The sequence below is a fragment of the Pseudomonas sp. PARCl1 genome (genome assembly GCF_947311875.1).
GTDB lineage: Bacteria > Pseudomonadota > Gammaproteobacteria > Pseudomonadales > Pseudomonadaceae > Aquipseudomonas > Aquipseudomonas juntendi.
This window is the reverse complement of sequence record NZ_CAMZMX010000034.1, coordinates 38,071-59,759: the sequence shown is the minus strand read 5'-3', so window position 1 is coordinate 59,759 and position 21,689 is coordinate 38,071. Positions and strand designations below refer to the sequence as shown.

The following is a 21,689-nucleotide window of genomic DNA, read 5'->3' as shown; positions in this document are numbered from 1 at the left end:
TACAGGGGTTACTGGCCCGAAACAAACGTAGGAGCGAGCGCAGCTCGCGATGCGCCGCGCGGGCGGCGCTCGATCTCACAGGCACTGCATATCTTGTGGCGACCACCTGTCAGCCCTGATGCAATCCCTGTGGGAGCTGGCAAGCCAGCGATAGGGCCATTACAAGCAATACAAGTCTCTCAGTCCCGCCGGTAAGGCAACATCCCCCGCGCCTCCTCGGCATACCCCTTCACCCCTTCCCGCTCCTGCACCAGAAAATCCCCCACCGCCCGCCGCAACCCAGGGTGCAGCAGGTAATGCCACGACCGCGTCAGCACCGGCTCAAACCCGCGAATCAGCTTGTGTTCACCTTGCGCACCGGCATCGAAGCGCTGCAAACCTTCGGCAATGGCGAAGTCCATGCCCTGGTAGAAACAGGTTTCGAAATGCAGCCGGTCGAATTCGTCCAGGCAACCCCAATAGCGGCCAAACAAGCTGTCACCCCCCACCAGGCTCAAGGCCATGGCCACATCCCGCCCGCCCTGGCGGGCCATCACTACCCGTAGCGCCTCGGGCATGCGCTCGGCAAGCAGGCTGAAGAACGCACGGGTCAGGTAGGGCGCACGGCGCCGTACGGCATAAGTGTTGGCGTAGCAGCGGAACACGAAGTCCCATTGCGCCTCGTCCAGTTCATTGCCCTGGTACCACCGAAAATCGATGCCCTGCCCCGCCACCTGCTCGCGCTCCTTGCGCATCTGCTTACGCTTGCGCGAGCTGAGGCTGTCGAGAAAGTCCTGAAAATCGCGGTAGCCGCGGTTTTGCCAGTGAAACTGGCACCCTAGGCGCTCCAGCCAGCCCGGCAGGCCGGCCAACTGCTGGTCCAGCGCCGCATCGGTGAAATTGATGTGGGCACCCGACAGCCCGCCCTTGCCCAGGTACTCAGGTAACGCCTGCAGCAACAGCAGCCCATCGGCCGGGTCGTCGGCCAGCAAACGCGGGCCGCTGACCGGGCTGAACGGGACCGCCCCCAGCAACTTGGGGTAATAGGCAATGCCGGCCCGCTCACAGGCATCGGCCCAACCGTGGTCGAACACGTACTCGCCAAACGAATGCCACTTGCGGTAGGCCGGCAACAGCGCCCGCACCTGCCCGTCACGCTCCAGCACCAGGTGCTCGGCAGCCCAGCCCGTCTGGGGTGCAACGCTGGCGCTGTCCTCCATGGCGCTGAGAAAGCCGTGGCGCAGGAAGGGTTGGCCGGCAGGCACCAAGGCATCCCAGGTGGCCGCCGGAAGATCACGCAAATGGGCAAGGCTGTACAGGCTGGTCACGGTTTTGGCTCGCAGTCGGGAGGCGTTCAGTATCCCCAACCCAGGCGCGTCACTCAAATGATGAACGCCAGGATGCCCCTTTTCTTCTCACTTACTTAACAACAGTGCCACTAATCAGACATTAATCTGTCACTGCCCCTCGCAATACTTGCGCCTGTTTTCCGGAACACCAGAACCTGTCTATTCAGGCCCTTTCCGAAGACATGCCAACACAGGGGCAGGCGCTTGAGCCTCCCCCATTTTTTCAGTAGGGAGAACCTTATGCGTCTTGTTTCTACACTTACCGGAATGAGCCTCACCGGCATGATGCTGGCCCTGAGCGCCCCGGCCAGTGCTGCTGTCGACGCCAAGCTGCTCGAAATGCTGCGCGCCAACGGCTCGATCAACCAGGCGCAGTACAATGAACTGCAAGGCGATCTGGCAAAAGAAACCAAGGAAAAGGCCGACCAGAAAGCTCAGTCCGAACGTATGAGCGCCTTTGAACAAAAAGTGGCATGGGCCGCCAAGACCCAGATCAAGGGCGATGTGCGCCTGCGTTACGAAGACGTCAACGTCGACAACCCGATCTCCCGCAGTGGCAACCAGGACCGTGAGCGCGTACGTGCCCGTGTCGGCTTCTACAGCGAGATCAACCCGCAAGTCGACGCCGGCGTGCGTGTGGCCACCGGCAGCAGCGCCGATGCCCGCTCGACCAACCAGAGCCTGGACAACTACTTCGAGAAGAAATCACTGTGGGTCGACCTGGCCTACCTCGACTGGCACCCGACTGCCGTGCCCAACCTGCACCTGATCGGCGGCAAGATGAACCAGCCGTGGGTCAGCATGGGCGACATCATCTGGGACAGCGACATCAACCCGGAAGGTGTGGCAGCTACCTACAAGATGAACGTTGGCCCGGCTGAAGTCTTCGGCAGCCTTGGTCACTACAACCTGAAAGACAACGTCGATGGCGACGGCGTGCAGTTCAAGCATGACGCGCAGCTGTACGCAGGCCAGCTGGGCACCAGGTTCAACGCAGCCGACACCGTCAAGGTGACCGTGGGCGGCAGCATCTACGGCTACGACAACGACAAGGCTTCGGCCGCCCTGGCCTCGCTGGGCAACACCACCAACGAGTTCAACCTGGTGGAAGGCTTCGGTCAGGTCGACTTCACCGGCTTTGCCATCCCGCTGTCTGCCTACGGCCAGTTCGTCAAGAATACCGAAAGCACCGACGGCAAGGACAAAGCCTGGCTGGCCGGTCTGAAGAGCAAGATCGGCGCCTGGAGCCTGGACTACAACTACCGCGACGTGCAGCGTAACGGTGTGGTCAGCCTGTTCACCGACTCTGACTTCGGTGCCGGCTTCACAGGTTCGCGTGGCCACAAGTTCAAGGTCGGTTATGAAATCGACAAGAACTTCGGCGTAGGTGCAACCTACCTGATGGCCAAGACCGACTACTCCAACCTGCCCAACAGCAATGCGGACGTGGATACCCTGCAGTTGGACCTGGAAGCCAAGTTCTAAACACGCAATAGCGGGGAATGCCGACCCCATCCGGCGTTTCCCGCTTTTTTTTGCCTGTGAAATAGCTGGGGCTGCTTTGCAGCCCATCGCGACACAAGGCCGCTCCTACAGGGGAATGCGCCCTTTGCAGGTCGGCCCCGGCTATCTCGGATCAGACCAGGTAATCAGCGCTTGCGCAGGATCACACTGCCAATCGAATACCCCGCACCGAACGAGCTCAATACCCCCAAGGCGCCCTTGGCCAGGTCATCCTGGTACAGGTGGAAGGCAATGACCGAGCCTGCCGAGCTGGTATTGGCGTAACGGTCCAGAATCACCGGGGCGTCTTCCTCGGCCACTTCTCGCCCCAGCAGCTTCTTGACGATCAGGTGGTTCATGCTGAGGTTGGCCTGGTGCAGCCAGAAGCGCTTCACATCGCTAGGGTTCAGGCCGTTTTCCTGCAGGTGCTCACCGATCAGTTCGGCCACTTTCGGGCACACCTCGCGGAACACCTTGCGGCCTTCCTGGATGAACAGCTTGTCCGCAGCGCCCTGCCCCTCTTCCGCCGCACGGTTGAGGAAGCCGAAATTGTTGCGGATATTGTTGGAGAATTCGGTCCACAGCTTGCTGCTGACGATATCGAACTGGTGCGCCGAGCTGGCCTTGTCAGCGCGCTCGAGCACCACTGCGGTGGCCGCATCACCGAAGATGAAGTGGCTGTCGCGGTCACGGAAGTTCAAGTGCCCGGTGCACACCTCGGGGTTGACCATCAGTACTGCACGCGCCTGGCCCAGGGCCACGCTGTTGGCTGCGGTCTGGATGCCGAACGTGGCCGAGGAACAGGCTACGTTCATGTCGAAGGCAAAGCCCTGAATGCCCAGCGCCTGCTGCACTTCGATGGCAATGGCCGGGTACGGGCGCTGCAGGTTGGAGCAGGCGACGATCACGCCGTCGATATCGGCAGCCGTGCGGCCCGCACGCTGCAAGGCCTGGTGAGCAGCGGCCACGGCCATTTCGCAAAGCACCGAGGGTTCGTCGTTGGAACGCTCCGGCAGGCGCGGCTTCATGCGCTGCGGGTCGAGGATGCCGGCCTTGTCCATGACGAAGCGGCTCTTGATGCCCGAGGCCTTTTCGATGAACGCGGCATCCGACAAGGGCGCCGCTTCGACTTCGCCACGCTCGATGGCGGCGGCGTTGTCCTGGTTGAACTGCTGGGACCAGGCGTTGAAGGAGGCCACCAGTTCTTCGTTGGAAATACTCTGGGCCGGGGTGTACAGGCCGGTGCCGCTGATCACGACGTTATGCACGGTCGTTCCTCTGTTCGAAGGCCATCGCCACGGGGGCGCTGGCGGGAATAGGACAGCCTAGTGGCACTTTAGTGCCAAGTTAGGGGCGAGGGGCTCACCCGAGAAGGGCCGCCAGGCGGCCCCAAATTGCATCAATACTGCCACAACTGTGGAAGTTTAGCCTTCCACCTGGCCCCACTGCTTGCTCAATCTTTTGTCAGAAATCGGCACTTTGGTGCCCAGTTGCTGAGCGAACAGCGACACCCGGTATTCCTCCAGCCACCAACGGTACAGGGTCAGTTGCTCATCGCGCTTGCCCTCCTGGGCATGCTTGTCGGCGCGGGCCTTGTACTGCGCCCACAGGTTGGCCAGCTCGCCGCTCCATACCCGGTCCTTCTGCACCTGCGCACCGAGTTTCTCCAGGCGCAGTTCCACTGCCTTGAGGTAACGCGGCAGTTCCTTGAACCAGGTGGCCGGGGTTTCACGCACGAACCCTGGGTACACCAGGTTGCCCAACTGCTGCTTGATGTCATTCAGCGCCACGGCCTGGCTGAGGTCGATCTTGCCCTTGAAGCGCTTCTGCAGGCCGTGCCACAGCTTCAACACTTCCAGCGCCTGCCTGGCCAGGCGCTCGGCGTGCTCGGCCCAACTGCCGCGCTTGCGTTCGGCCAGCCCGGCCAAGGCCGCACCCTCGCGTGGCAAGGGCTGTTCACCCTCGAGGATGCAGCTGTCCAGGCTGGCCAGCAAAATGTCCTCGACCAGCGCTTCGACACGCCCCAGCTCGCGGTACAGCAGGCCCAGTTCGGTCAGCCCCGGCAGCTTGCCCCGCAGGAACTTGGCCGGCTCGGCCAGTTGCTGCAGCAGCAGCCGCTGCAAGGCACGGCGGTGCTGGAACTCGGCTTCGGCCTGGGTCGAGAAGCGGCCTTCGCGCACCGTGCCGTTTTCGTCCACCAATGCCGGGTAGACCGTCATCGACAAGCCGGCGATCTTTTGCTGGGTGGTCTGCGCCACGGGGCTGAAGGCCTTGGCCTGCACCGGCTTTTCGGCGTCAGCCGTGCGCGGTACGGCCAACGCGGCCTGGCTGGCGGCGGCAAAACGGGCAGTCAGCTCGGCCAGGTCGCGGCCCTCGCCCAGGAACTTGCCCTGGCCGTCGACCACCTCGATATTCATGCGCAGGTGGCCCTCGACCAGGCTCACCGACTCGGCCCAGGCCTCGTCGGCTACACGCACACCGGTCATGCGCAGCAATTCCTGGCCCAGGGCCTGGGGCAAGGCCCCCTGGGCGAACGGCATGCGCGCCAGCGACGCCTTGACGAAGTCGGGCACCGGCACGAAGTTCTTGCGCAGGGCCTTGGGCAGGTTGCGTACCAGCGCCACGCACTTGGCTTCGAGCAGGCCCGGCACCAGCCACTCGAGGCGTTCACCCGGCAGGTTCGGCAACAACGGCGCAGGCACGCGCACAGTCACGCCATCGCGCGGGTGCCCCGGTTCAAAGTGATAGGTCAGCGGCAGGCGCAGTTCGCCCACTTGCAGGCTGTCGGGGTACTGGGCCGCCGTGACCTCGCTGGCCTCACGCGCCAGCACGTCCTCTTCGCGCATGATCAGCAGGTTGGCATCCTTCTGGCTGCCCATGCGGTACCAGGCATCGAAGGTGGCGGTCTGGTGAATTTCTTCGGGCAGGCGCGCTTCGTAGAACGCATACAGCGTTTCTTCATCGGCGAGAATATCGCGCCGACGCGCTTTGGCCTCCAGTTCATCAAGCTGCTCCAGCAGGCGCTTGTTGGCCGCCAGGCATTTGGCCCGCGACTGGATCTCGCCGCCTACCAGGCCCTCGCGGATGAACAGCTCCCGCGAGGTGGCCGGGTCGATCGGGCCAAAATGCACCGGGCGCCGCCCGACCAGAATCAGGCCGTACAAGGTGATCTGCTCATAGGCCACGACCTGCCCGCGCTTTTTCTCCCAGTGCGGCTCGAAGTGGTTCTTCTTGACCAGGTGGCCGGCCAGCGGCTCGATCCAGTCCGGTTCGATCCGGGCCACCACGCGTGCATACAACTTGGTGGTTTCGACCAACTCGGCAGCCATCACCCACTGCGGGCGCTTACGCCCCAGGCCCGACGACGGGTGTACCCAGAAGCGCCGCTGGCGAGCTCCCTGGTAGTCGCCCTCTTCGGTCTTGTGGCCGATCTGGCTGAGCAGGCCGCTGAGGAGGGCCTTGTGAAACTTCTGGTAGTCGGACGGTTCTTTGTTCACCGTCAGTTGCAGGTCACGGCAAATCAATGCCAGCTGGCGATGGGCATCGCGCCATTCGCGCAGGCGCAGGTAATTGAGAAAGTGCTTGCGGCACCAGTTGCGCAACGGGTTGGCGGTCAGCGCCTGGCGCTGTTCTTCAAAGCCGCGCCACAAATTCACCAACGCAGCGAAGTCGGAGTCCACATCCTTCCATTGCGCGTGCGCCTGGTCCGCCGCCTGCTGGCGCTCGGGCGGGCGTTCGCGCGGGTCCTGCACCGACAACGCACTGGTGACGATCAACACTTCCTGCAAGCTACCCTGGCGTGCGCCCTCCAGCAGCATGCGGCCCAGCCGCGGGTCGATGGGCAGGCGCGCCAACTGGCGGCCGATAGGCGTCAGCTGGTTCTCGCGGTTGACCGCCGACAGTTCCTGCAACAGGTTGAAGCCGTCGCTGATGGCCTTGCCATCTGGCGGCTCGATGAACGGGAACGCGTCAATGGCACCCAGGCGCAGGTGCAGCATTTGCAGAATCACCGCCGCCAGGTTGGTACGCAGGATTTCCGGGTCGGTGAACGCCGGCCGGCTGTTGAAATCCTCTTCGCTGTACAAGCGCACGCAAATGCCCGGCTCAACCCGGCCGCAACGGCCTTTACGCTGGTTGGCACTGGCCTGCGACACCGCCTCGATGGGCAGGCGCTGAACCTTGGCGCGGTAGCTGTAGCGGCTGATGCGCGCAGTACCGGTGTCGATCACATAGCGAATGCCCGGCACGGTCAGCGAGGTTTCGGCGACGTTGGTGGCCAGCACCACCCGGCGCCCGGTGTGCGGCTGGAAGATGCGCTGCTGCTCGGCCGGCGACAGGCGCGCGTAAAGCGGCAGAATCTCGGTATGGCGCAGTTGCGCCTTGCGCAGGATCTCGGCGGCATCGCGGATTTCCCGCTCGCCCGGCAGGAAGATCAACACGTCGCCAGGGCCTTTGCCTTGGCTGCGCTCATGCTGGGCCAGCTCGTCGAGGGTGGCGAGAATCGCCTGGTCGACCGTCAGGTCGTCCTCGATCTGGTTGCCCTCTTCGTCCTGCTCGCTGGTCAGCGGGCGGTACCAGGTTTCCACCGGGAAGGTGCGGCCAGACACCTCGATGATCGGCGCATTGTCGAAGTGTTTGGAGAAGCGCTCCAGGTCGATGGTCGCCGAGGTGATGATCAGCTTCAGTTCGGGCCGGCGGTGCAGCAAGGTCTTCAGGTAGCCGAGCAGGAAGTCGATGTTCAGGCTGCGCTCGTGGGCTTCGTCGACGATGATCGTGTCGTAGCGTTCGAGAAAGCGGTCATGCTGGGTTTCGGCCAGCAGGATGCCGTCGGTCATCAGCTTGACCAGGGTGTTGGCGTCGCTCTGGTCTTCGAAACGGACTTGGTAGCCGACCAACCCACCCAGCGGCGTACCCAGCTCTTCGGCCACCCGCGCCGCCACGCTGCGCGCGGCAATGCGCCGTGGCTGGGTGTGGGCAATCAGGCCATGGCTGCCACGGCCCAGTTCCAGGCAGATCTTCGGCAACTGCGTGGTCTTGCCCGAACCGGTTTCACCGGCGATCACCAGCACCTGGTGTTCGGCGAGGGCCTTCTTGATTTCATCGCGTTTGGCGGCGATCGGCAGGTTGTCGTCGTAGCGTACGACCGGCACGCTCTGCTGGCGCGCGGTAACCTGGGCACAAGAGGCCTGGACCTTGTCCACCCACTGCGCCAGCTTGGCCTCGTCTGGGCGCTTGCGCAGCTCATGCAATTGCCGCCGCAAGCGGTGGCGGTCGGCAATCATGGCGTGGTCGAGGTTGTGCAGCAATTTGTCGATGGCGTGGTCAGTCATGGGGCTTTTTAATGATGCAGGTGAGCCTGCTTTTTCATGATCGGCATTCTGAGGATGCGCGATTGTCGCAGATTTGCGCCTGTTTTGCTGTCCAGGCTGGCGCGCACCCTGTAGGAGCGGCCTTGCGTCGCGATGGGCTGCGCAGCAGCCCCGTGGATTTGTGCCGGGGCGCAGATTTTGGGGCTGCTACCGCAGCCCATCGCGACGCAAGGCCGCTCCCACAAGGGATCGCACAGTGGCTGAAAGTTTAGCAAGTCCTTATGTAAACGTTGCCATTCACGACTTTAATCACCCTTACGCCGCATGTGAGTATCAAAACCATGACGCCCGCCCAGCCCATCGCCCCACCGTTGCCGCGCCCTTCGCTACCGAAGGCCCGCAGCCGTGCCGGGGAAAACCCGCTGGTGCACATCATCCTCGCCTTCTGGGCCTTGTGGCACTGCCGCCACGCCCGCCCACCGGATACCGCCCTCACGCCGTTGTGACCAAACCCGGCCAGCCTCTGGCCGTTTGCCCCAGCCGGGCCGCCCGCCAGTGCGATGGCCCTGCGCAGCCGTGAGCGAACCCAACATGCATTTTGCCCCCGTAGAGCACGCCGCCCGTTTTCTGGCCGACAACCCTGATATCGAGTTGTTCGAGCTGTTCATTCTCGACGCCAACGGCGTACCCCGCGGCAAGCTGCTGCACCGCGACGAATTGCTGGCCGTGTACCAGAGCGGCCGGCCGCTACCCAGTACCATTCTCGGCCTGACCCTGAACGGCGACGATGTGGAAAACTCCGGGTTGGTCTGGGATGTGGGTGATATCGACTGCCGCGCCTACCCGCTCGAGGGCAGCCTGACAAGGTTGCCCTGGCGCCGGGTGCCGACCGCCGCGGTGCAGGTGAGCATGCACCCGAGTGAGGGGTTGCCTGCCAGCATCGCCGACCCGCGCCACGTGCTGCTGCGCACCATCGAGGCGCTGCAGGCCGACGGCTACCACCCGGTGATGGCCTGCGAACTGGAGTTCTACCTGCTTGACCAGCAACGCGACGCCCAAGGCCGCCCGCAACCGGCACTGGACAACGATGGCGGGCGCCCGCGCAGCACCCAGGTGTACGGCCTGCGCGAACTGGAACAGATCGAGCCGTTTCTCGCCGATCTGTATGCCGCCTGCAAAGCCCAGGGCATCCCGGCCCGTACGGCCATTTCCGAATACGCCCCCGGCCAGGTGGAAATCACCCTGGAGCACGGTGACGCACTGCAGGCCATGGACCAGGCGGTACGCTACAAGCGCCTGGTCAAGGGCGTGGCCCATGCCCACGGCATGCAGGCCTGCTTCATGGCCAAGCCATTCGCGCACCTGGCGGGTACTGGCATGCACATGCACCTGAGCCTGGCTGACCACGCCGGCACCAATCTGTTCGCCAGCGACGACAAGGCTGGCACGCCGCTGCTGCGCCAGGCAGTCGCCGGCATGCTGCGCCACCTGCGCGAATCACTGCTGCTGTTCTGCCCCAACGCCAATTCGTTCCGCCGCTTCCAGGCCAACAGTTATGCACCACTGGCACCCACCTGGGGCGTGGACAACCGCACCGTGAGCCTGCGCGTACCCGGTGGCCCGGCCAACAGCCGGCATGTGGAGCACCGCATCTGCGGCGCCGATGCCAACCCCTACCTGGCGGCGGCGGCGATCCTGGCAGCCAGCCACCGTGGCATTCGCGAACAGCTGGACCCAGGGGCACCGGTGCAAGGCAACGGTTATGCCCAGGCTACCGAACACCTGCCCACCGACTGGCTGACGGCGCTCGACGCCCTGCAGCAGTCGGCTTGGGCCCGCGAAGCATTGGGCGAGGACTTCCTCGGCGTGTACCTGAAGGTCAAGCGCGCCGAGTACCGCCAGTTCATGGCCGAAGTCAGCGAACAGGACTGGCGCTGGTACCTGCACCAGGCCTGAGCCCCTCAACATTCAAGGAACACCCATGAACGCAGCATTGCACAAAGGCCCGGCGCAGCGCGCGCCGTCCTACTACAGCGCCACCCTCAACGACCCTACCGAGTACCCGCAACTCAAGGGCACGGTGCAGGTGGATGTGGCAATCATCGGCGGCGGCTTCACCGGCGTGGCCACGGCAGTCGAGCTGGCCGAGCGCGGCCTCAAGGTGGCCATCGTCGAAACCAACCGTATAGGCTGGGGTGCCAGCGGCCGTAACGGTGGCCAAGTCACTGGCAGCCTGTCGGGCGACGAAGCCATGCGCTCACAGATGCGCAACCACCTGGGCGCCGAGGTCGATGACTTCATCTGGCACCTGCGCTGGCGTGGCCACCAGGTAATCGAGCAGCGCGTAGCGCGCTACGGCATCGACTGTGACCTCAAGCGTGGCCATCTGCATGCCGCCATGAAACCCTCGCACATGAACGAGCTGCGCGCGTTCGAGGCCGAAGCGCAACGCCGGGGCATGGGCGAGCAGGTTCAAATGCTCGACCGCGCGGCAGTGGCTGAGCACCTGCAGAGCCCACTGTACATGGGCGCCTTGAAGAACCTGCGCAACCTGCACCTGCACCCGCTCAACCTGTGCCTGGGTGAGGCCCGCGCCGCAAATGGCCTGGGCGCACTGGTGTTCGAGAATTCCGAAGTGCTGGACATCGTGCATGGCCCGCGCCCGGCGGTGGTTACCGCCCACGGCCGGGTCGAGGCACGCCAGGTGATGCTGGCCGGCGATGTGTACCACAAGCTGGAAAAGCGCCAACTCAAGGGCAAGATATTCCCGGCCATGGGCGGGATCGTCACCACCGCGCCACTGGGCGAACTGGCCGAGCAGATCAACCCCCACGACCTGGCGGTGTACGACTGCCGCTTCGTGCTCGACTATTACCGCCTGACAGCCGACAAGCGCCTGCTGTTCGGTGGCGGCGCCAACTACTCCGGCCGTGACTCGCGGGATATCGAAGGCGAGCTGCGGCCATGCATCGAACGCACGTTCCCGGCATTGAAGGGCGTGCCGATCGATTTCCAGTGGAGCTGCGCCATGGGCATCGTGGTCAACCGCATTCCACAGCTGGGCAAGCTGTCGGACAACGTGTGGTATTGCCAGGGGTATTCCGGGCACGGCATTGCCACCAGCCACATCATGGGCGAGATCATGGCCGAGGCGTTGACCGGTACGCTCGAGCAGTTCGACACCTTCGCCCAGTGCAAGCATGTGCGGGTGCCGATGGGTGACTTGCTGGGCAACCCGCTGCTGGCGGCCGGCATGTGGTATTACCAGATGCTGGAAAAACTGCGCTGAGCCCAAAACCCATGCCATCGCTGTAGGAGCGGCCTTGTGTCGCGATCGGCCGCAAAGCGGCCCCTGGATCTTGGCATGGGTGCTGAAATGGACGGGGCCGCTTCGCGGCCCATCGCGACACAAGGCCGCTCCTACAGGGGTGCGCAGGGTCAGGCGATCTTCTTCAAGCCCTGCTTCTTCAGCTCTTCATCACGCAGTTCGCGGCGCAGGATCTTGCCTACGTTGGTGGTCGGCAGCGCATCGCGGAACTCGATATGGCGCGGCACCTTGTAGCCGGTCACGTTGGCACGCATGTGCTCCATCACCTGCTCCTTGGTCACGGTCATGCCCGGCTTGACCACGATGAACACCTTGATCACTTCGCCCGACTTCTCGTCCGGCACCCCGATGGCCGCGCACTGCAACACGCCAGGCAAGCCGGCAAGCACATCCTCCAGCTCGTTGGGGTACACATTGAAGCCGGAGACCAGGATCATGTCCTTCTTGCGGTCGACGATACGCATGTAGCCGTCTGGCTGGATCAAGGCGATGTCGCCGGTCTTGAGCCAACCCTGGTTGTCGAGGATCTCGGCAGTGGCCTCTTCACGCTGCCAATAGCCCTTCATGACCTGCGGGCCCTTGATGCACAGTTCGCCAACTTCGCCCAACGGCAACTCGTTACCAGCCTCGTCGATTACCTTGCACAGGGTCGACGGCACCGGAATACCAATGGTGCCGACCTGGTTCGCTTCGGCAGGGTTGACCGTGGCCACCGGGCTGGTTTCCGTCATGCCGTAGCCCTCGCAGATGGCGCAACCGGTCACCGCCTTCCAGCGCTCGGCCACGCTCAACTGCAGGGCCATGCCGCCCGACAAGGTGATTTTCAGCGCCGAGAAGTCCAGGGCACGGAACCCATCGTTGTTGCACAGGGCAACGAACAGGGTGTTCAGGCCGACAAAGCCGGTGAACTTCCACTTGCCCAGTTCCTTGACCATCGCCGGCAGGTCACGCGGGTTGCTGATCAACACGTTGTGGTTGCCGATCAGCATCATCGCCATGCAATGGAAGGTGAACGCGTAGATGTGGTACAGCGGCAGCGGGGTGATGAGAATTTCACAGCCTTCGTGCAGGTTCGAGCCCATCAGCGCCCGGCACTGCAGCATGTTGGCCACCAGGTTGCGGTGGGTCAGCATGGCACCCTTGGCCACGCCGGTGGTGCCGCCGGTGTACTGCAGCACCGCCACATCGTTGGCCTGCGGGTTGGCCTCGGTTACCGGCTGGCCCTTGCCCAGTGCCAGCGCAGCGTTGAAACGCACGGCCTGCGGCAGGTGGTAGGCCGGCACCATCTTCTTCACGTACTTGATCACGCTGTTGATCAGCAAGCGCTTGACCGGCGGCAACAGGTCGGCCACCTCGGTGACGATGACGTGCCGGACCTGGGTCTTGGGCACCACTTTCTCAGCCAGGTGGGCCATGTTGGCCAGGCACACCAAGGCCTTGGCGCCAGAGTCGTTGAACTGGTGTTCCATTTCCCGCGCGGTGTACAGCGGGTTGGTGTTGACCACGATCAGCCCGGCGCGTATGGCACCGAACACCGCGACCGGGTATTGCAGGACATTGGGCAGTTGCACGGCAATGCGATCACCCGGCTTGAGGTCGGTATGCTGCTGCAACCAGGCGGCAAATGCCCCCGACAGCGCATACAACTCGCCATAAGTGATAGTCTTGCCCAGGTTGCTAAAGGCCGGTTTGTCGGCAAAGCGTTGGCAGGATTGCTTGAGTACTGCCTGGATATTGGGGAATTCGTCAGGATTGATTTCCGCCGTAATCCCGGCTGGGTACTTATCCTTCCAAAAATGTTCGATCATGGAAGCCCACTCCTTCAGCAACAGCGAAGTTCGATTCACGCGTCGATGCGCTTATTATTGATATGAGATGACGGTTCGTTGCAAACCGGATCATCTGAAAGCGGGCCGAGAGTAACAGCTTTGCCTGGGGTCGCCTAGAGGCCAAAACGGGCCTTATGGTCACATAAATGACTCAATGAACGTTTTAGGTCATTTTTAGAGTATTTAGCTTAAAGTGGCAAGCTACAAGCTTCAAGCGGCTAGATAGAGCGCGCCAAAGGCTCTGATTCCACGCTTACAGCTTGTAGCTTGTAGCTTGTAGCTTGTAGCTTGTAGCTTGTAGCTTGCAGCTTGCAGCTTGCAGCTTGCAGCTTGCAGCTTGCAGCTGACTCAAGCGATATCCCGCAGCTCCCGGCGCAGAATCTTGCCCACCGGCGTCATCGGCAGGGACTCGCGCAGCACGATGTGCTTGGGCACCTTGTAACCGGTGAAGTTGGCCTTGCAGTAGGCCTTGAGCTCATCCACGCTCAGCCCCCCCTCGCGCGGCACCACGAACAGCTTCACCGCCTCGCCGGAACGCTCGTCGGGCACACCGATGGCCGCACAGTTGGCGACCTGCGGGTGGCCCATCACCACGTCTTCGATCTCATTGGGGTACACGTTGAAACCCGAGACGATGATCATGTCCTTCTTGCGGTCGACGATCCGCGTGAAGCCGTCCACGTCGATCACGGCGATATCACCGGTTTTGAACCAACCGTCCGCATCCAGGGCCTGGGCGGTGGCCTCAGATTGCTGCCAGTAGCCCTTCATCACCTGCGGCCCCTTGATGCACAACTCGCCACGCTCGCCCAACGGCAGCTCGTTGCCGTCATCATCGATGACCTTGAAGGCGGTACCGGCCACCGGGATGCCCACCGTACCCAGCCGGGCCAACTGGCCGTAGGGGTTGGTGCTGGCCACCGGCGAGGTTTCGGTCAGGCCATAGCCTTCGACAATGCGGCAGCCGGTAAGCGCCTCCCAGCGTTCGGCAGTGGCCTTGACCAGCGCCGTGCCACCGGAGTTGGTGACTTTCAGTGCCGAGAAATCCAGCCGGCGAAAACCCGGGTGATCCATCAGCGCCACGAACAGGGTGTTGAGCCCGAGCAATGCAGAGAAACGCCACTTGCCCAGCTCCTTGATGAAGCCGGGAATATCCCGCGGGTTGGTGATCAGCACGTTGTGGTTGCCGGTGACCATCATGCACATGCAGTTCGCGGTGAACGCGTAGATGTGGTACAGCGGCAGCGGCGCGATCATGACCTCCTGGCCATCCTTGAGCAGCTTCTGCCCGTCCGGGCCGTGCTGCGAAAAGCACGCCAGCACCTGCAGCATGTTGGCCACCAGGTTGCCGTGAGTAAGCATGGCGCCTTTGGCCAGCCCTGTGGTGCCGCCGGTGTACTGCAGCACGGCGATGTCGTCCAGGCTCTGCGGCACCGATTGCGGCGACAGGCCGCGCCCCTGGCGCAGCACCTGCTTGAACGGGAGTGCCTGGGGCAAGTGGTAGGCCGGCACCATCTTTTTCAGCTTGTCGACCACCGTGTTGATCAACCAGCCCTTGGCAGTGGGCAGCAGGTCGCCCATTTTCGCTTCGATCAGGTACTCGATGCCGGTGTCGGGCAACACGGCCTGCACCCGCTTGCCGAACATGTTCAGGTAGACCAACGCCCGCGCCCCGCTGTCATTGAACTGGTGGCGCATCTCGCGCTCGGTGTACAGCGGGTTGGTATTGACCACGATCAACCCGGCACGCATGGCCCCGAACACGGCGATCGGGTACTGCAGCACGTTGGGCATCTGCACCGCGATACGGTCGCCCGGCTGCAGGTCGGTGTGCTGCTGCAACCAGGCGGCAAACGCGGCTGAATGTCGCTCCAGTTGCGCATAGGTCAGGGTCACGCCCAGGTTGCTGAATGCCGGGCGGTCGGCAAAGCGCTTGCAAGAGCGCTCGAACACCTCGACCACCGAGGCATAGGCATTGATGTCGATGGTGGAAGGCACGCCCGCCGGGCGCTTGTCATTCCAGAAGTCGGCTTGCATTTATTATTGTTCCTCTGCCTGGACCTGCACTGCGTCCTTGGATCCTTGACCTGGTCGCCAACCGGCAAACAGGCGTTGCTTCGACGTTAGCAGGTAAGCCCGGGGTGGCCTATACGCCAAGTGCCGCCATTAACATTGTGAATCTTATTTGTGCCCTTCCTGCAATCGGGCCGGTTGTGCATACACTGTTCCGGTACCCCATGCGCACAAGGAGCCGCCATGCCCCACGACGCCTTCTGGCTGCCCGTCAGCGAGCACTGCCGCCTGTACGTGCACCAATGGCTGCCAGCCTCGCCAGTGAAAGCCGTAGTCCTGCTGGCCCATGGCATGGCCGAGCATGCCGGGCGCTACCAGCGCCTGGGCCTGGCACTGGCCGCGGCTGGCTTTGCCGTGTTCGCCGCTGACCTGCGTGGCCACGGACGTAGCGCCGAGCACGGCAGCCTGGGCCTGTTCAGCCGCCATCATGGCTGGAATGCCGTGGTCGACGACCTCGGCCGGCTGGCCCAGTACATTGGCCAACACTACCCGGGCACCCCGCTGTTCCTGTTCGGCCACAGCATGGGCAGCTACATCGCCCAGGCTTACCTGCTGCACCACAGTGCCAGCCTGCACGGGGCGATCCTGAGCGGTTCCAACTACCAGCCTGCCGCGCTGTACCGCATGGCCCGGCTGGTGGCGCGGCTGGAGGCCTGGCGCCAGGGGCCGCTGGGCAAGAGTGCGGTGATCGAATGGCTCTCCTTCGGCGCGTTCAACAAGGCCTTCAAGCCCAACCGCACGGCATTTGACTGGCTCAGCCGCGACCCGGCCGAGGTCGACCGCTACGTCAACGACCCGCTGTGCGGCTTTCGGTGCAGCAACCAGCTGTGGCTGGACCTGCTGCAAGGCTTGGCGCAGATCAGCCAGCCGGGTAACCTCGCACAGATCGATCCGAACCTGCCGATACTGATAATGGGTGGGGAATGTGATCCGGTCAGTGCCGGCAAGCGTCTCACCCATCTGGCCGACGCCCTGCGCGCCACCGGCAATCGACATGTACAGCTACGCGTCTATCCTGAAGCGCGGCATGAAGTACTCAACGAAACCAACCGTAACGAGGTCACTGCCGACATTGTCGGCTGGCTTGAACAGGCACTGGCCATTGATCGGCCTGTGCGCAGTGAATGACAGCCACCCTCGCCTACCGCTCAAGGAAACCCCGATGTCCCAGGTCACCAACACGCCTTACGAAGCCCTCGAAGTAGGCCAGAAGGCGCAATACCAGAAGTCCGTCGAAGAGCGCGACATCCAGCTGTTCGCGGCGATGTCCGGTGACCACAACCCGGTGCACCTGGACGCCGAGTTTGCGGCCAAGAGCATGTTCCGCGAACGCATTGCCCACGGCATGTTCAGCGGCGCGTTGATCAGTGCGGCAGTGGCCTGCACCCTGCCAGGCCCTGGCACCATCTACCTGGGCCAGCAGATGAGCTTCCAGAAGCCGGTGAAGATTGGCGACACGCTCACCGTACGCCTGGAAATTCTGGAAAAACTGCCCAAGTTCAAAGTGCGCATCGCGACCAATGTGTACAACCAGAACGATGAGCTGGTGGTGCAGGGCGAAGCGGAAATCCTGGCGCCACGCAAGCAGCAGACCGTGGAACTGGTATCGCCACCGAATTTCGTTGCCAGCTGAGCATAGCGCTGGCACTACCGGCCCTGCGGCGGGCGAATGCCCGCCCCCAGGCAACCATCAGTCTGGCATCCGCTGGGTGACCAACTCCACCAGGCGGTCCAGGCTTTCACCCCAGCCCTGGTAGAACCCCATGTCCTCGTGGGCCTTGCAATCGGCAGCATTCCAGTGCCAGGCCCGGGCGGTATAACGGGTTTTGCCCCGTTCCTCGTCCAGGCTGATCACGGCGGTCATGAACGCCTTGTTCGACGGTACCCAGCCGGGGCCAAACGCATCGGTGAACACCAGGCGCCGCGGCGCCGCGATCTCCAGGAACACGCCCTGGGTGGGGTACTCGCTGCCATCCGGCGCCCGCATCAAGGTGCGGAACAGGCCGCCGGGCCACAATTGCATCTCGCATTCCGGGGTGCTCATGCCATGCGGCCCCCACCATTGCCTTAGCCACTCGGGCTCGGTCCAGGCGCGGAACACTTTGGCCGGTGGGGCGTCGATCAGGCGACTGATCAACAACTCATGTTGCGCTTGCGCAGCAGGGGCAAGGCTCATCGGGTGTTGTCTCCGTGGCAGTCAGGGTGGCAGTTCACACAGCAAGGCTGTGCGAATTCCCCACGTCCACGATAGACCAGGCCCGCCCCACGCGGGTGGCCCGCCGAGCAGCGGCTCAGTGCGTTTGGCGATAACGGCCCACGGCGTTCGAGCGCCGCGCGGGGGCGCTCGAACCTCCTGTAGCCGGTCAACCCTGCTGGCAGCCCTCGCCCATGGCACGGTACTGGATGGTATGCACCTGGCCGTGATGGTCTTCATAGGTCATGGTGGCAGGCACCACTTCGCAAACATTGGGAATGGTCGACAGGTCGATTACCCGCTTGATATCCAGGTTCATCGAGTAGTCGTACTGCTGGGCCACTGGCTGGGTGGAGACGGGCTTGGCCTCATCGGCGAGGGCGAACGAGGACATACCGACCAATGCAAGAATCAGTAATGGTTTCATGGTGTTTTGCCTTTTGAGCATTCAAGCTGATCGATTGACTTCTAATGCCGTTTCCGGCGCGGAGAAGTTGCCATCTACGGTGGAGATGGCACGAAGTACCGATCCCGCTTCGTACTGCAGGGGGGATGCCTGAAATTCTACGCCTGGCCGTTAATAGTTGAACCCCGAACTCGGATATTCAGTCTTGCCGAATTTGCAACAATCTGCGACAAAATACCCGCAAAGCATTACGCCAGAGCCTCTGCTCTGTACTCAGGGGAAATTCGCCATTTCTGAACAATTAACCTGCTCGACACTTGCAGATACAGAACGCCGGCTGCTGGACCACTTTTACCGGCAACAAGGCTCGCGCATGCGCGCGGCAAGCGATGCGCAGTTGTGGGTAGCCAGGGGGCCGGGGATCATTGCCGGGCTGAGCCTGGCCAGGGTAACCGGGGGCTTCTGGCTGACCGGCCTGTTCGTCGACCCGCAACGGCGCCAGCAAGGGGTAGCCGGCAAACTGGTGAAGGCGGCGCTGGCCCAGGCTGACGGGCCAACCTGGCTGTTTTGCCACCCCGACCTGCTGCCGTTCTATCAACGCCTGGGTTTCGAACTGGCGCAGTGCCTGCCAGACACCCTGCATGGCCGCTTGCAACGCTACCAGCGCAGCAAACGCCTGGTGGCCCTGCAGCAGGGTCAGTCGTCGCCTGCTTCCAGCCCTGGGAACAGCACGTCGGTGTAGCCGAACTTGGTAAAGTCCTGGATCCGCGATGGATACAAACGCCCGATCAGGTGGTCGCACTCATGCTGCACCACCCGCGCGTGGAAGCCTTCGGCAAAGCGGCGGATCGCATTGCCCTGTGGGTCGATGCCCTCATAGCAAATGTGCTTGAAGCGTGGTACCACGCCGCGCAAGCCGGGCACCGAAAGGCAGCCTTCCCAACCGTCTTCCAGTTCAGTGGAGGTCGGGGTGATGACCGGGTTCAGCAGGATGGTCTGCGGCACCGCTTCGGCGTCCGGGTAACGCTCGCTGCGTTCGAAGCCGAAAATCACCAGTTGCAGTTCGATGCCCACCTGCGGCGCGGCCAGGCCCACGCCGCCGACATGGCGCATGGTTTCAAACATGTCGTCGATCAGTTGCTGCAGCTCGCCGCTGCCCAGCAGCTGCGCGGGCACTGGCGCGGCGACGCGCAGCAGGCGCTCGTCGCCCATCTTGAGAATGTCACGGATCATCGGGGGTTAGGCTCGGAAGTCTGCGCCTGGCCCGAAGTGGGGTGCTCATGGCCCAGAACACTGATGGTCTGCGCGGGCGCGTGCTCGTCGAAATCCTTTTCACCGGGGTTTTTGCCCTCGGCCGACATGTGCTCGATCACCGCATTCATTTCGGCGCCCAGCAACAGCACGGCAGCCGAGATGTAGAAATACAGCAACAGCACGATGATTGCACCAATGCTGCCGTACATGGCGTTGTAGTCAGCGAAGGTTTTCACGTAGTAGGCAAAGCCCAGCGACGCGATGATCCACACCACCACCGCCAGCACCGAGCCCGGCGTGATGAAGCGGAACTTCTGTTTCACATCAGGCATTACGTAGTAGATCAACGCGACCGCCACCATCAGCAGAAAGACGATCACCGGCCAGCGCAACACCGTCCACAAGGTGACGATGAACTCCTGCATGCCGATCTGGGCGGCGATCCACTCCATGACTTGCGGGCCCAGCACCATCAGCGCGGCGGCTGCCAGCAGCATGCCGGCCAAGCCCACGGTGTAGAAAATGGATAACGGGATGCGCTTCCAAACCGGCCGGCCCTCGGGCACATCATAGGCGGCGTTCATGGCGCTCATCATCAGGCGCACACCGGCCGATGCGGTCCACAAGGCGATCACGATACCAACCGACAACAGCCCGCCCTTGGATTGCTGTAACTGGTCGATTACCGGGTTCACCTGCTCCAGGGCCTGGGGTGGCAATACCAGCTCCGATTGCAGGCGCAACCAGGAGAAAAAGTCGGGCAGGTGCAAAAAGCCGATCAGGGCAATCAGGAACAGCAAGAATGGGAATAGCGAGAACAGCGCCTGGTAGGCCAGCGCCGACGCATAGGTGGACATCTCGTCATCGAGAAATTCCTTGACGGTGCGCGCCAGCACGCGGTGCAAAGGCAGGCCCTGCAGGGCGGAAAAAATCATAGCGTCTCCTTTCGCCGCTTGATCGAATCAACACACAAGTCTAATAGACCGTGCCGATGCTGTGCTGCTCCCAGTCGCGATTGAAGAAATTGGCGGCAAAAGTAACGGCCTCTTCGCACGCATGCGAAGAGGCCGACACAGGCTTGCTCAGATCACGGTTTTTTTACCGCGTCTTTCACATCGCCCTTCACTTGCTGCGCCTCGCCTTTGAGCTCTTGCGCCTTGCCCTCGGCACGCAGCTTGTCGTTGTCGGTCACCTTGCCGACACCTTGTTTCACGTTGCCCATCGCCTCATTGGCCAGGCCTTTGACTTTGTCTTTAGTACCGCTCATGGCAAAACTCCTGCAAATGGAGACACGTGTACAGTGTCGACAAAAGGTGGACCCAGCACCCAGCGCAAGAGTTTCAACGAATTTTCACCCCGCAAGCCAAGCGGTCAATCTACGGGCGAATACCGCACCATACCCGGCCCATGCGTCTGATGCCCGCACTGCTGGCCTTGCTGCCACTGCTGCCCCTGTCCACCCTGGCCACCGCTGCCGCCAGCCCTGAAACCCTGCGCTGGGCCATTGAAACCAGTAACCGGAACCCCGGCCATTACCGTATCGACATCGCCGCCGTGGGCAAGCCACCTTATGTGATCCGCCCCAGCCACGCGCTGCCGGAAATCAAAGGCCCGGTCAGCATCACCGGGCTGGCCTGGGCACGCGAGGGTCAGTACATTGCCATCGACGGCTCCGCCTACATCAAGGACCAGGGTGTTCGCACCTGCCCCGGCGCCCTGCCCGGATCGGGGTCAGCGTCACCGGTGAGGGCAACATCCTCGACGGCAACCTGATCCACGGCAACCGCATCGGCGTCGCCCTGCGCCCGGAGCCTGAGGTGACTACCACGCGCCTCAGCGGGAACCGTATCTGGGCCAACAGCCAGGATATCCGCCGCTGCCAGGCGGGCGGCTCATGCGTACCCGGGCAGCGCACCGGGGCCATCGTGTTTGGCGTGCCAGCCCAGGCACACGCCTTGTATGTGGGCTCACGCGGGATTGGCGCCGACCTGCCGAAGCAGGACCAGGCACTTATCTGCAATGCCAAGGGCGAGCCCAAGCCGTGCCAGCCGCTGCCCAACCACAATCAGCCGGCACCACGGCTGCTGGCGCTGGAAGGCAATGTGCTGCGCGGTGAAGTACAGGGGCCGGCATCGAGCCTGCTGCGCGTTGAGCTCTTCGGCAATGCCCAGGCCGACGCCACCGAGGCCGAGCACTACCTTGGCGAAGTGCAGGTGAACAGTCACGTACAAGGGCAGGCACGGTTTGCCCAGGCGCTGGACGACATCGCCGGGTTGCGCAGCTTCACCGCGACCGTGACCACCGCTGACGGGGCAACCTCCGAGCTGAGCCTGCCGCTTCGTCGCTGACGCACCGCCAGGGCCGGCTGATGGCGGGTGTGGGGCGCAACCCAAGGCAGCGCCCGCGCCCCCCACCTGGCGCGCCCGCAGCAGGCACAACCATCAAACCTTGCCCCGCCCCGTGGC

17 protein-coding genes and 1 pseudogene are annotated in these 21,689 nt (G+C 63.0%); 8 read left to right on the top strand and 10 right to left on the bottom strand.

Going from position 1 to position 21,689, the window contains the following annotated elements; genetic code table 11:
- Nucleotides 1–179: 179 nt before the first annotated feature.
- Nucleotides 180–1,307 carry a GNAT family N-acetyltransferase gene (locus QME24_RS17540; protein ID WP_009686754.1) on the bottom strand — a complete coding sequence of 376 codons (1,128 nt, stop codon included), beginning with the start codon at nucleotides 1,305–1,307 and terminating at the stop codon, nucleotides 180–182.
- Nucleotides 1,308–1,568: 261 nt separating this feature from the next.
- On the opposite strand from QME24_RS17540, the gene QME24_RS17535 reads away from it, so the two are divergent.
- Entirely contained in the window at nucleotides 1,569–2,813 is a 1,245-nt protein-coding gene (locus QME24_RS17535; RefSeq protein ID WP_033691274.1) for a putative porin, read from the top strand.
- Nucleotides 2,814–2,977: 164 nt separating this feature from the next.
- On the opposite strand, the gene QME24_RS17530 is transcribed toward QME24_RS17535, so the two are convergent.
- Both QME24_RS17530 and hrpA read right to left on the bottom strand, forming a co-directional pair.
- A complete protein-coding gene (locus QME24_RS17530; protein WP_009686756.1) occupies nucleotides 2,978–4,099 on the bottom strand; it encodes a beta-ketoacyl-ACP synthase III in 1,122 nt (373 codons plus the stop codon).
- Nucleotides 4,100–4,255: 156 nt separating this feature from the next.
- Complete coding sequence (hrpA, locus tag QME24_RS17525) at nucleotides 4,256–8,161, bottom strand: ATP-dependent RNA helicase HrpA (RefSeq protein ID WP_281690940.1); 3,906 nt, start codon at nucleotides 8,159–8,161, stop codon at nucleotides 4,256–4,258.
- Nucleotides 8,162–8,481: 320 nt separating this feature from the next.
- On the opposite strand from hrpA, the gene QME24_RS17520 reads away from it, so the two are divergent.
- The 3 genes from QME24_RS17520 (at nucleotide 8,482) to QME24_RS17510 (ending at nucleotide 11,429) form a co-directional block, all read left to right on the top strand.
- Complete coding sequence (locus QME24_RS17520; RefSeq protein ID WP_009686760.1) at nucleotides 8,482–8,646, top strand: hypothetical protein; 165 nt, start codon at nucleotides 8,482–8,484, stop codon at nucleotides 8,644–8,646.
- An 85-nt stretch (nucleotides 8,647–8,731) separates the two neighbouring features.
- Nucleotides 8,732–10,096, top strand: coding sequence for a glutamine synthetase family protein (locus tag QME24_RS17515; RefSeq protein WP_009686761.1), 1,365 nt, complete (start codon nucleotides 8,732–8,734; stop codon nucleotides 10,094–10,096).
- A 25-nt stretch (nucleotides 10,097–10,121) separates the two neighbouring features.
- Nucleotides 10,122–11,429, top strand: a complete 1,308-nt coding sequence (locus tag QME24_RS17510; protein ID WP_281690939.1) for an FAD-binding oxidoreductase — start codon at nucleotides 10,122–10,124, stop codon at nucleotides 11,427–11,429.
- A 149-nt stretch (nucleotides 11,430–11,578) separates the two neighbouring features.
- Here the strand turns inward: QME24_RS17510 and fadD1 are convergent, their stop codons facing one another.
- Together fadD1 and fadD2 are read right to left on the bottom strand one after the other, a co-directional pair.
- Nucleotides 11,579–13,276 carry a long-chain-fatty-acid--CoA ligase FadD1 gene (fadD1, locus tag QME24_RS17505; RefSeq protein WP_009686764.1) on the bottom strand — a complete coding sequence of 566 codons (1,698 nt, stop codon included), beginning with the start codon at nucleotides 13,274–13,276 and terminating at the stop codon, nucleotides 11,579–11,581.
- A gap of 369 nt (nucleotides 13,277–13,645) precedes the next feature.
- A complete protein-coding gene (gene fadD2, locus QME24_RS17500; RefSeq protein ID WP_281690938.1) occupies nucleotides 13,646–15,334 on the bottom strand; it encodes a long-chain-fatty-acid--CoA ligase FadD2 in 1,689 nt (562 codons plus the stop codon).
- A gap of 219 nt (nucleotides 15,335–15,553) precedes the next feature.
- Here fadD2 and QME24_RS17495 point away from each other — a divergent pair, with 219 nt between their 5' ends.
- Together QME24_RS17495 and QME24_RS17490 are read left to right on the top strand one after the other, a co-directional pair.
- Nucleotides 15,554–16,498, top strand: a complete 945-nt coding sequence (locus QME24_RS17495; RefSeq protein ID WP_047149939.1) for an alpha/beta hydrolase — start codon at nucleotides 15,554–15,556, stop codon at nucleotides 16,496–16,498.
- Between the two features lie 34 nt (nucleotides 16,499–16,532).
- The gene (locus QME24_RS17490) at nucleotides 16,533–17,003 is read left to right on the top strand and encodes a MaoC family dehydratase (protein ID WP_009686767.1); all 471 of its coding nucleotides are present in this window, start codon (nucleotides 16,533–16,535) and stop codon (nucleotides 17,001–17,003) included.
- A 57-nt stretch (nucleotides 17,004–17,060) separates the two neighbouring features.
- On the opposite strand, the gene QME24_RS17485 is transcribed toward QME24_RS17490, so the two are convergent.
- Together QME24_RS17485 and QME24_RS17480 are read right to left on the bottom strand one after the other, a co-directional pair.
- Nucleotides 17,061–17,546 (bottom strand): SRPBCC family protein, encoded by a 486-nt coding sequence (locus QME24_RS17485; RefSeq protein WP_009686768.1) that lies wholly within the window; start codon nucleotides 17,544–17,546, stop codon nucleotides 17,061–17,063.
- A 187-nt stretch (nucleotides 17,547–17,733) separates the two neighbouring features.
- On the bottom strand, nucleotides 17,734–17,991 hold the full coding sequence (locus QME24_RS17480; protein ID WP_009686769.1) for a DUF2790 domain-containing protein: 258 nt from the start codon (nucleotides 17,989–17,991) through the stop codon (nucleotides 17,734–17,736).
- Between the two features lie 316 nt (nucleotides 17,992–18,307).
- Here QME24_RS17480 and QME24_RS17475 point away from each other — a divergent pair, with 316 nt between their 5' ends.
- A complete protein-coding gene (locus tag QME24_RS17475; RefSeq protein ID WP_161891777.1) occupies nucleotides 18,308–18,712 on the top strand; it encodes a GNAT family N-acetyltransferase in 405 nt (134 codons plus the stop codon).
- Here the strand turns inward: QME24_RS17475 and def are convergent.
- From def to QME24_RS17460, 3 genes are all read right to left on the bottom strand, one after another.
- Nucleotides 18,667–19,203 carry a peptide deformylase gene (def, locus tag QME24_RS17470; protein WP_009686771.1) on the bottom strand — a complete coding sequence of 179 codons (537 nt, stop codon included), beginning with the start codon at nucleotides 19,201–19,203 and terminating at the stop codon, nucleotides 18,667–18,669. The genes QME24_RS17475 and def overlap by 46 nt on opposite strands.
- Complete coding sequence (locus tag QME24_RS17465) at nucleotides 19,200–20,159, bottom strand: YihY/virulence factor BrkB family protein (protein ID WP_009686772.1); 960 nt, start codon at nucleotides 20,157–20,159, stop codon at nucleotides 19,200–19,202. Before QME24_RS17465 ends, def begins: the two co-directional genes overlap by 4 nt.
- A gap of 152 nt (nucleotides 20,160–20,311) precedes the next feature.
- Complete coding sequence (locus QME24_RS17460) at nucleotides 20,312–20,491, bottom strand: CsbD family protein (protein WP_029885390.1); 180 nt, start codon at nucleotides 20,489–20,491, stop codon at nucleotides 20,312–20,314.
- Between the two features lie 140 nt (nucleotides 20,492–20,631).
- Between QME24_RS17460 and QME24_RS24770 the strand changes: the two are divergent.
- Nucleotides 20,632–21,572: pseudogene (locus QME24_RS24770) on the top strand (hypothetical protein).
- Nucleotides 21,573–21,689 lie beyond the last annotated feature (117 nt).

What these genes read in the sequence shown, in the direction of transcription:
- QME24_RS17465 (WP_009686772.1), bottom strand. Translation starts at nt 20,159, where the DNA reads ATGATTTTTTCCGCCCTGCAGGGCCTGCCTTTGCACCGCGTGCTGGCG.
- def (WP_009686771.1), bottom strand. Translation starts at nt 19,203, where the DNA reads ATGATCCGTGACATTCTCAAGATGGGCGACGAGCGCCTGCTGCGCGTC.
- QME24_RS17490 (WP_009686767.1), top strand. Translation starts at nt 16,533, where the DNA reads ATGTCCCAGGTCACCAACACGCCTTACGAAGCCCTCGAAGTAGGCCAG.
- QME24_RS17510 (WP_281690939.1), top strand. Translation starts at nt 10,122, where the DNA reads ATGAACGCAGCATTGCACAAAGGCCCGGCGCAGCGCGCGCCGTCCTAC.
- fadD1 (WP_009686764.1), bottom strand. Translation starts at nt 13,276, where the DNA reads ATGATCGAACATTTTTGGAAGGATAAGTACCCAGCCGGGATTACGGCG.
- QME24_RS17535 (WP_033691274.1), top strand. Translation starts at nt 1,569, where the DNA reads ATGCGTCTTGTTTCTACACTTACCGGAATGAGCCTCACCGGCATGATG.
- fadD2 (WP_281690938.1), bottom strand. Translation starts at nt 15,334, where the DNA reads ATGCAAGCCGACTTCTGGAATGACAAGCGCCCGGCGGGCGTGCCTTCC.
- QME24_RS17480 (WP_009686769.1), bottom strand. Translation starts at nt 17,991, where the DNA reads ATGAAACCATTACTGATTCTTGCATTGGTCGGTATGTCCTCGTTCGCC.
- QME24_RS17495 (WP_047149939.1), top strand. Translation starts at nt 15,554, where the DNA reads ATGCCCCACGACGCCTTCTGGCTGCCCGTCAGCGAGCACTGCCGCCTG.
- QME24_RS17460 (WP_029885390.1), bottom strand. Translation starts at nt 20,491, where the DNA reads ATGAGCGGTACTAAAGACAAAGTCAAAGGCCTGGCCAATGAGGCGATG.
- QME24_RS17485 (WP_009686768.1), bottom strand. Translation starts at nt 17,546, where the DNA reads ATGAGCCTTGCCCCTGCTGCGCAAGCGCAACATGAGTTGTTGATCAGT.
- QME24_RS17515 (WP_009686761.1), top strand. Translation starts at nt 8,732, where the DNA reads ATGCATTTTGCCCCCGTAGAGCACGCCGCCCGTTTTCTGGCCGACAAC.
- hrpA (WP_281690940.1), bottom strand. Translation starts at nt 8,161, where the DNA reads ATGACTGACCACGCCATCGACAAATTGCTGCACAACCTCGACCACGCC.
- QME24_RS17520 (WP_009686760.1), top strand. Translation starts at nt 8,482, where the DNA reads ATGACGCCCGCCCAGCCCATCGCCCCACCGTTGCCGCGCCCTTCGCTA.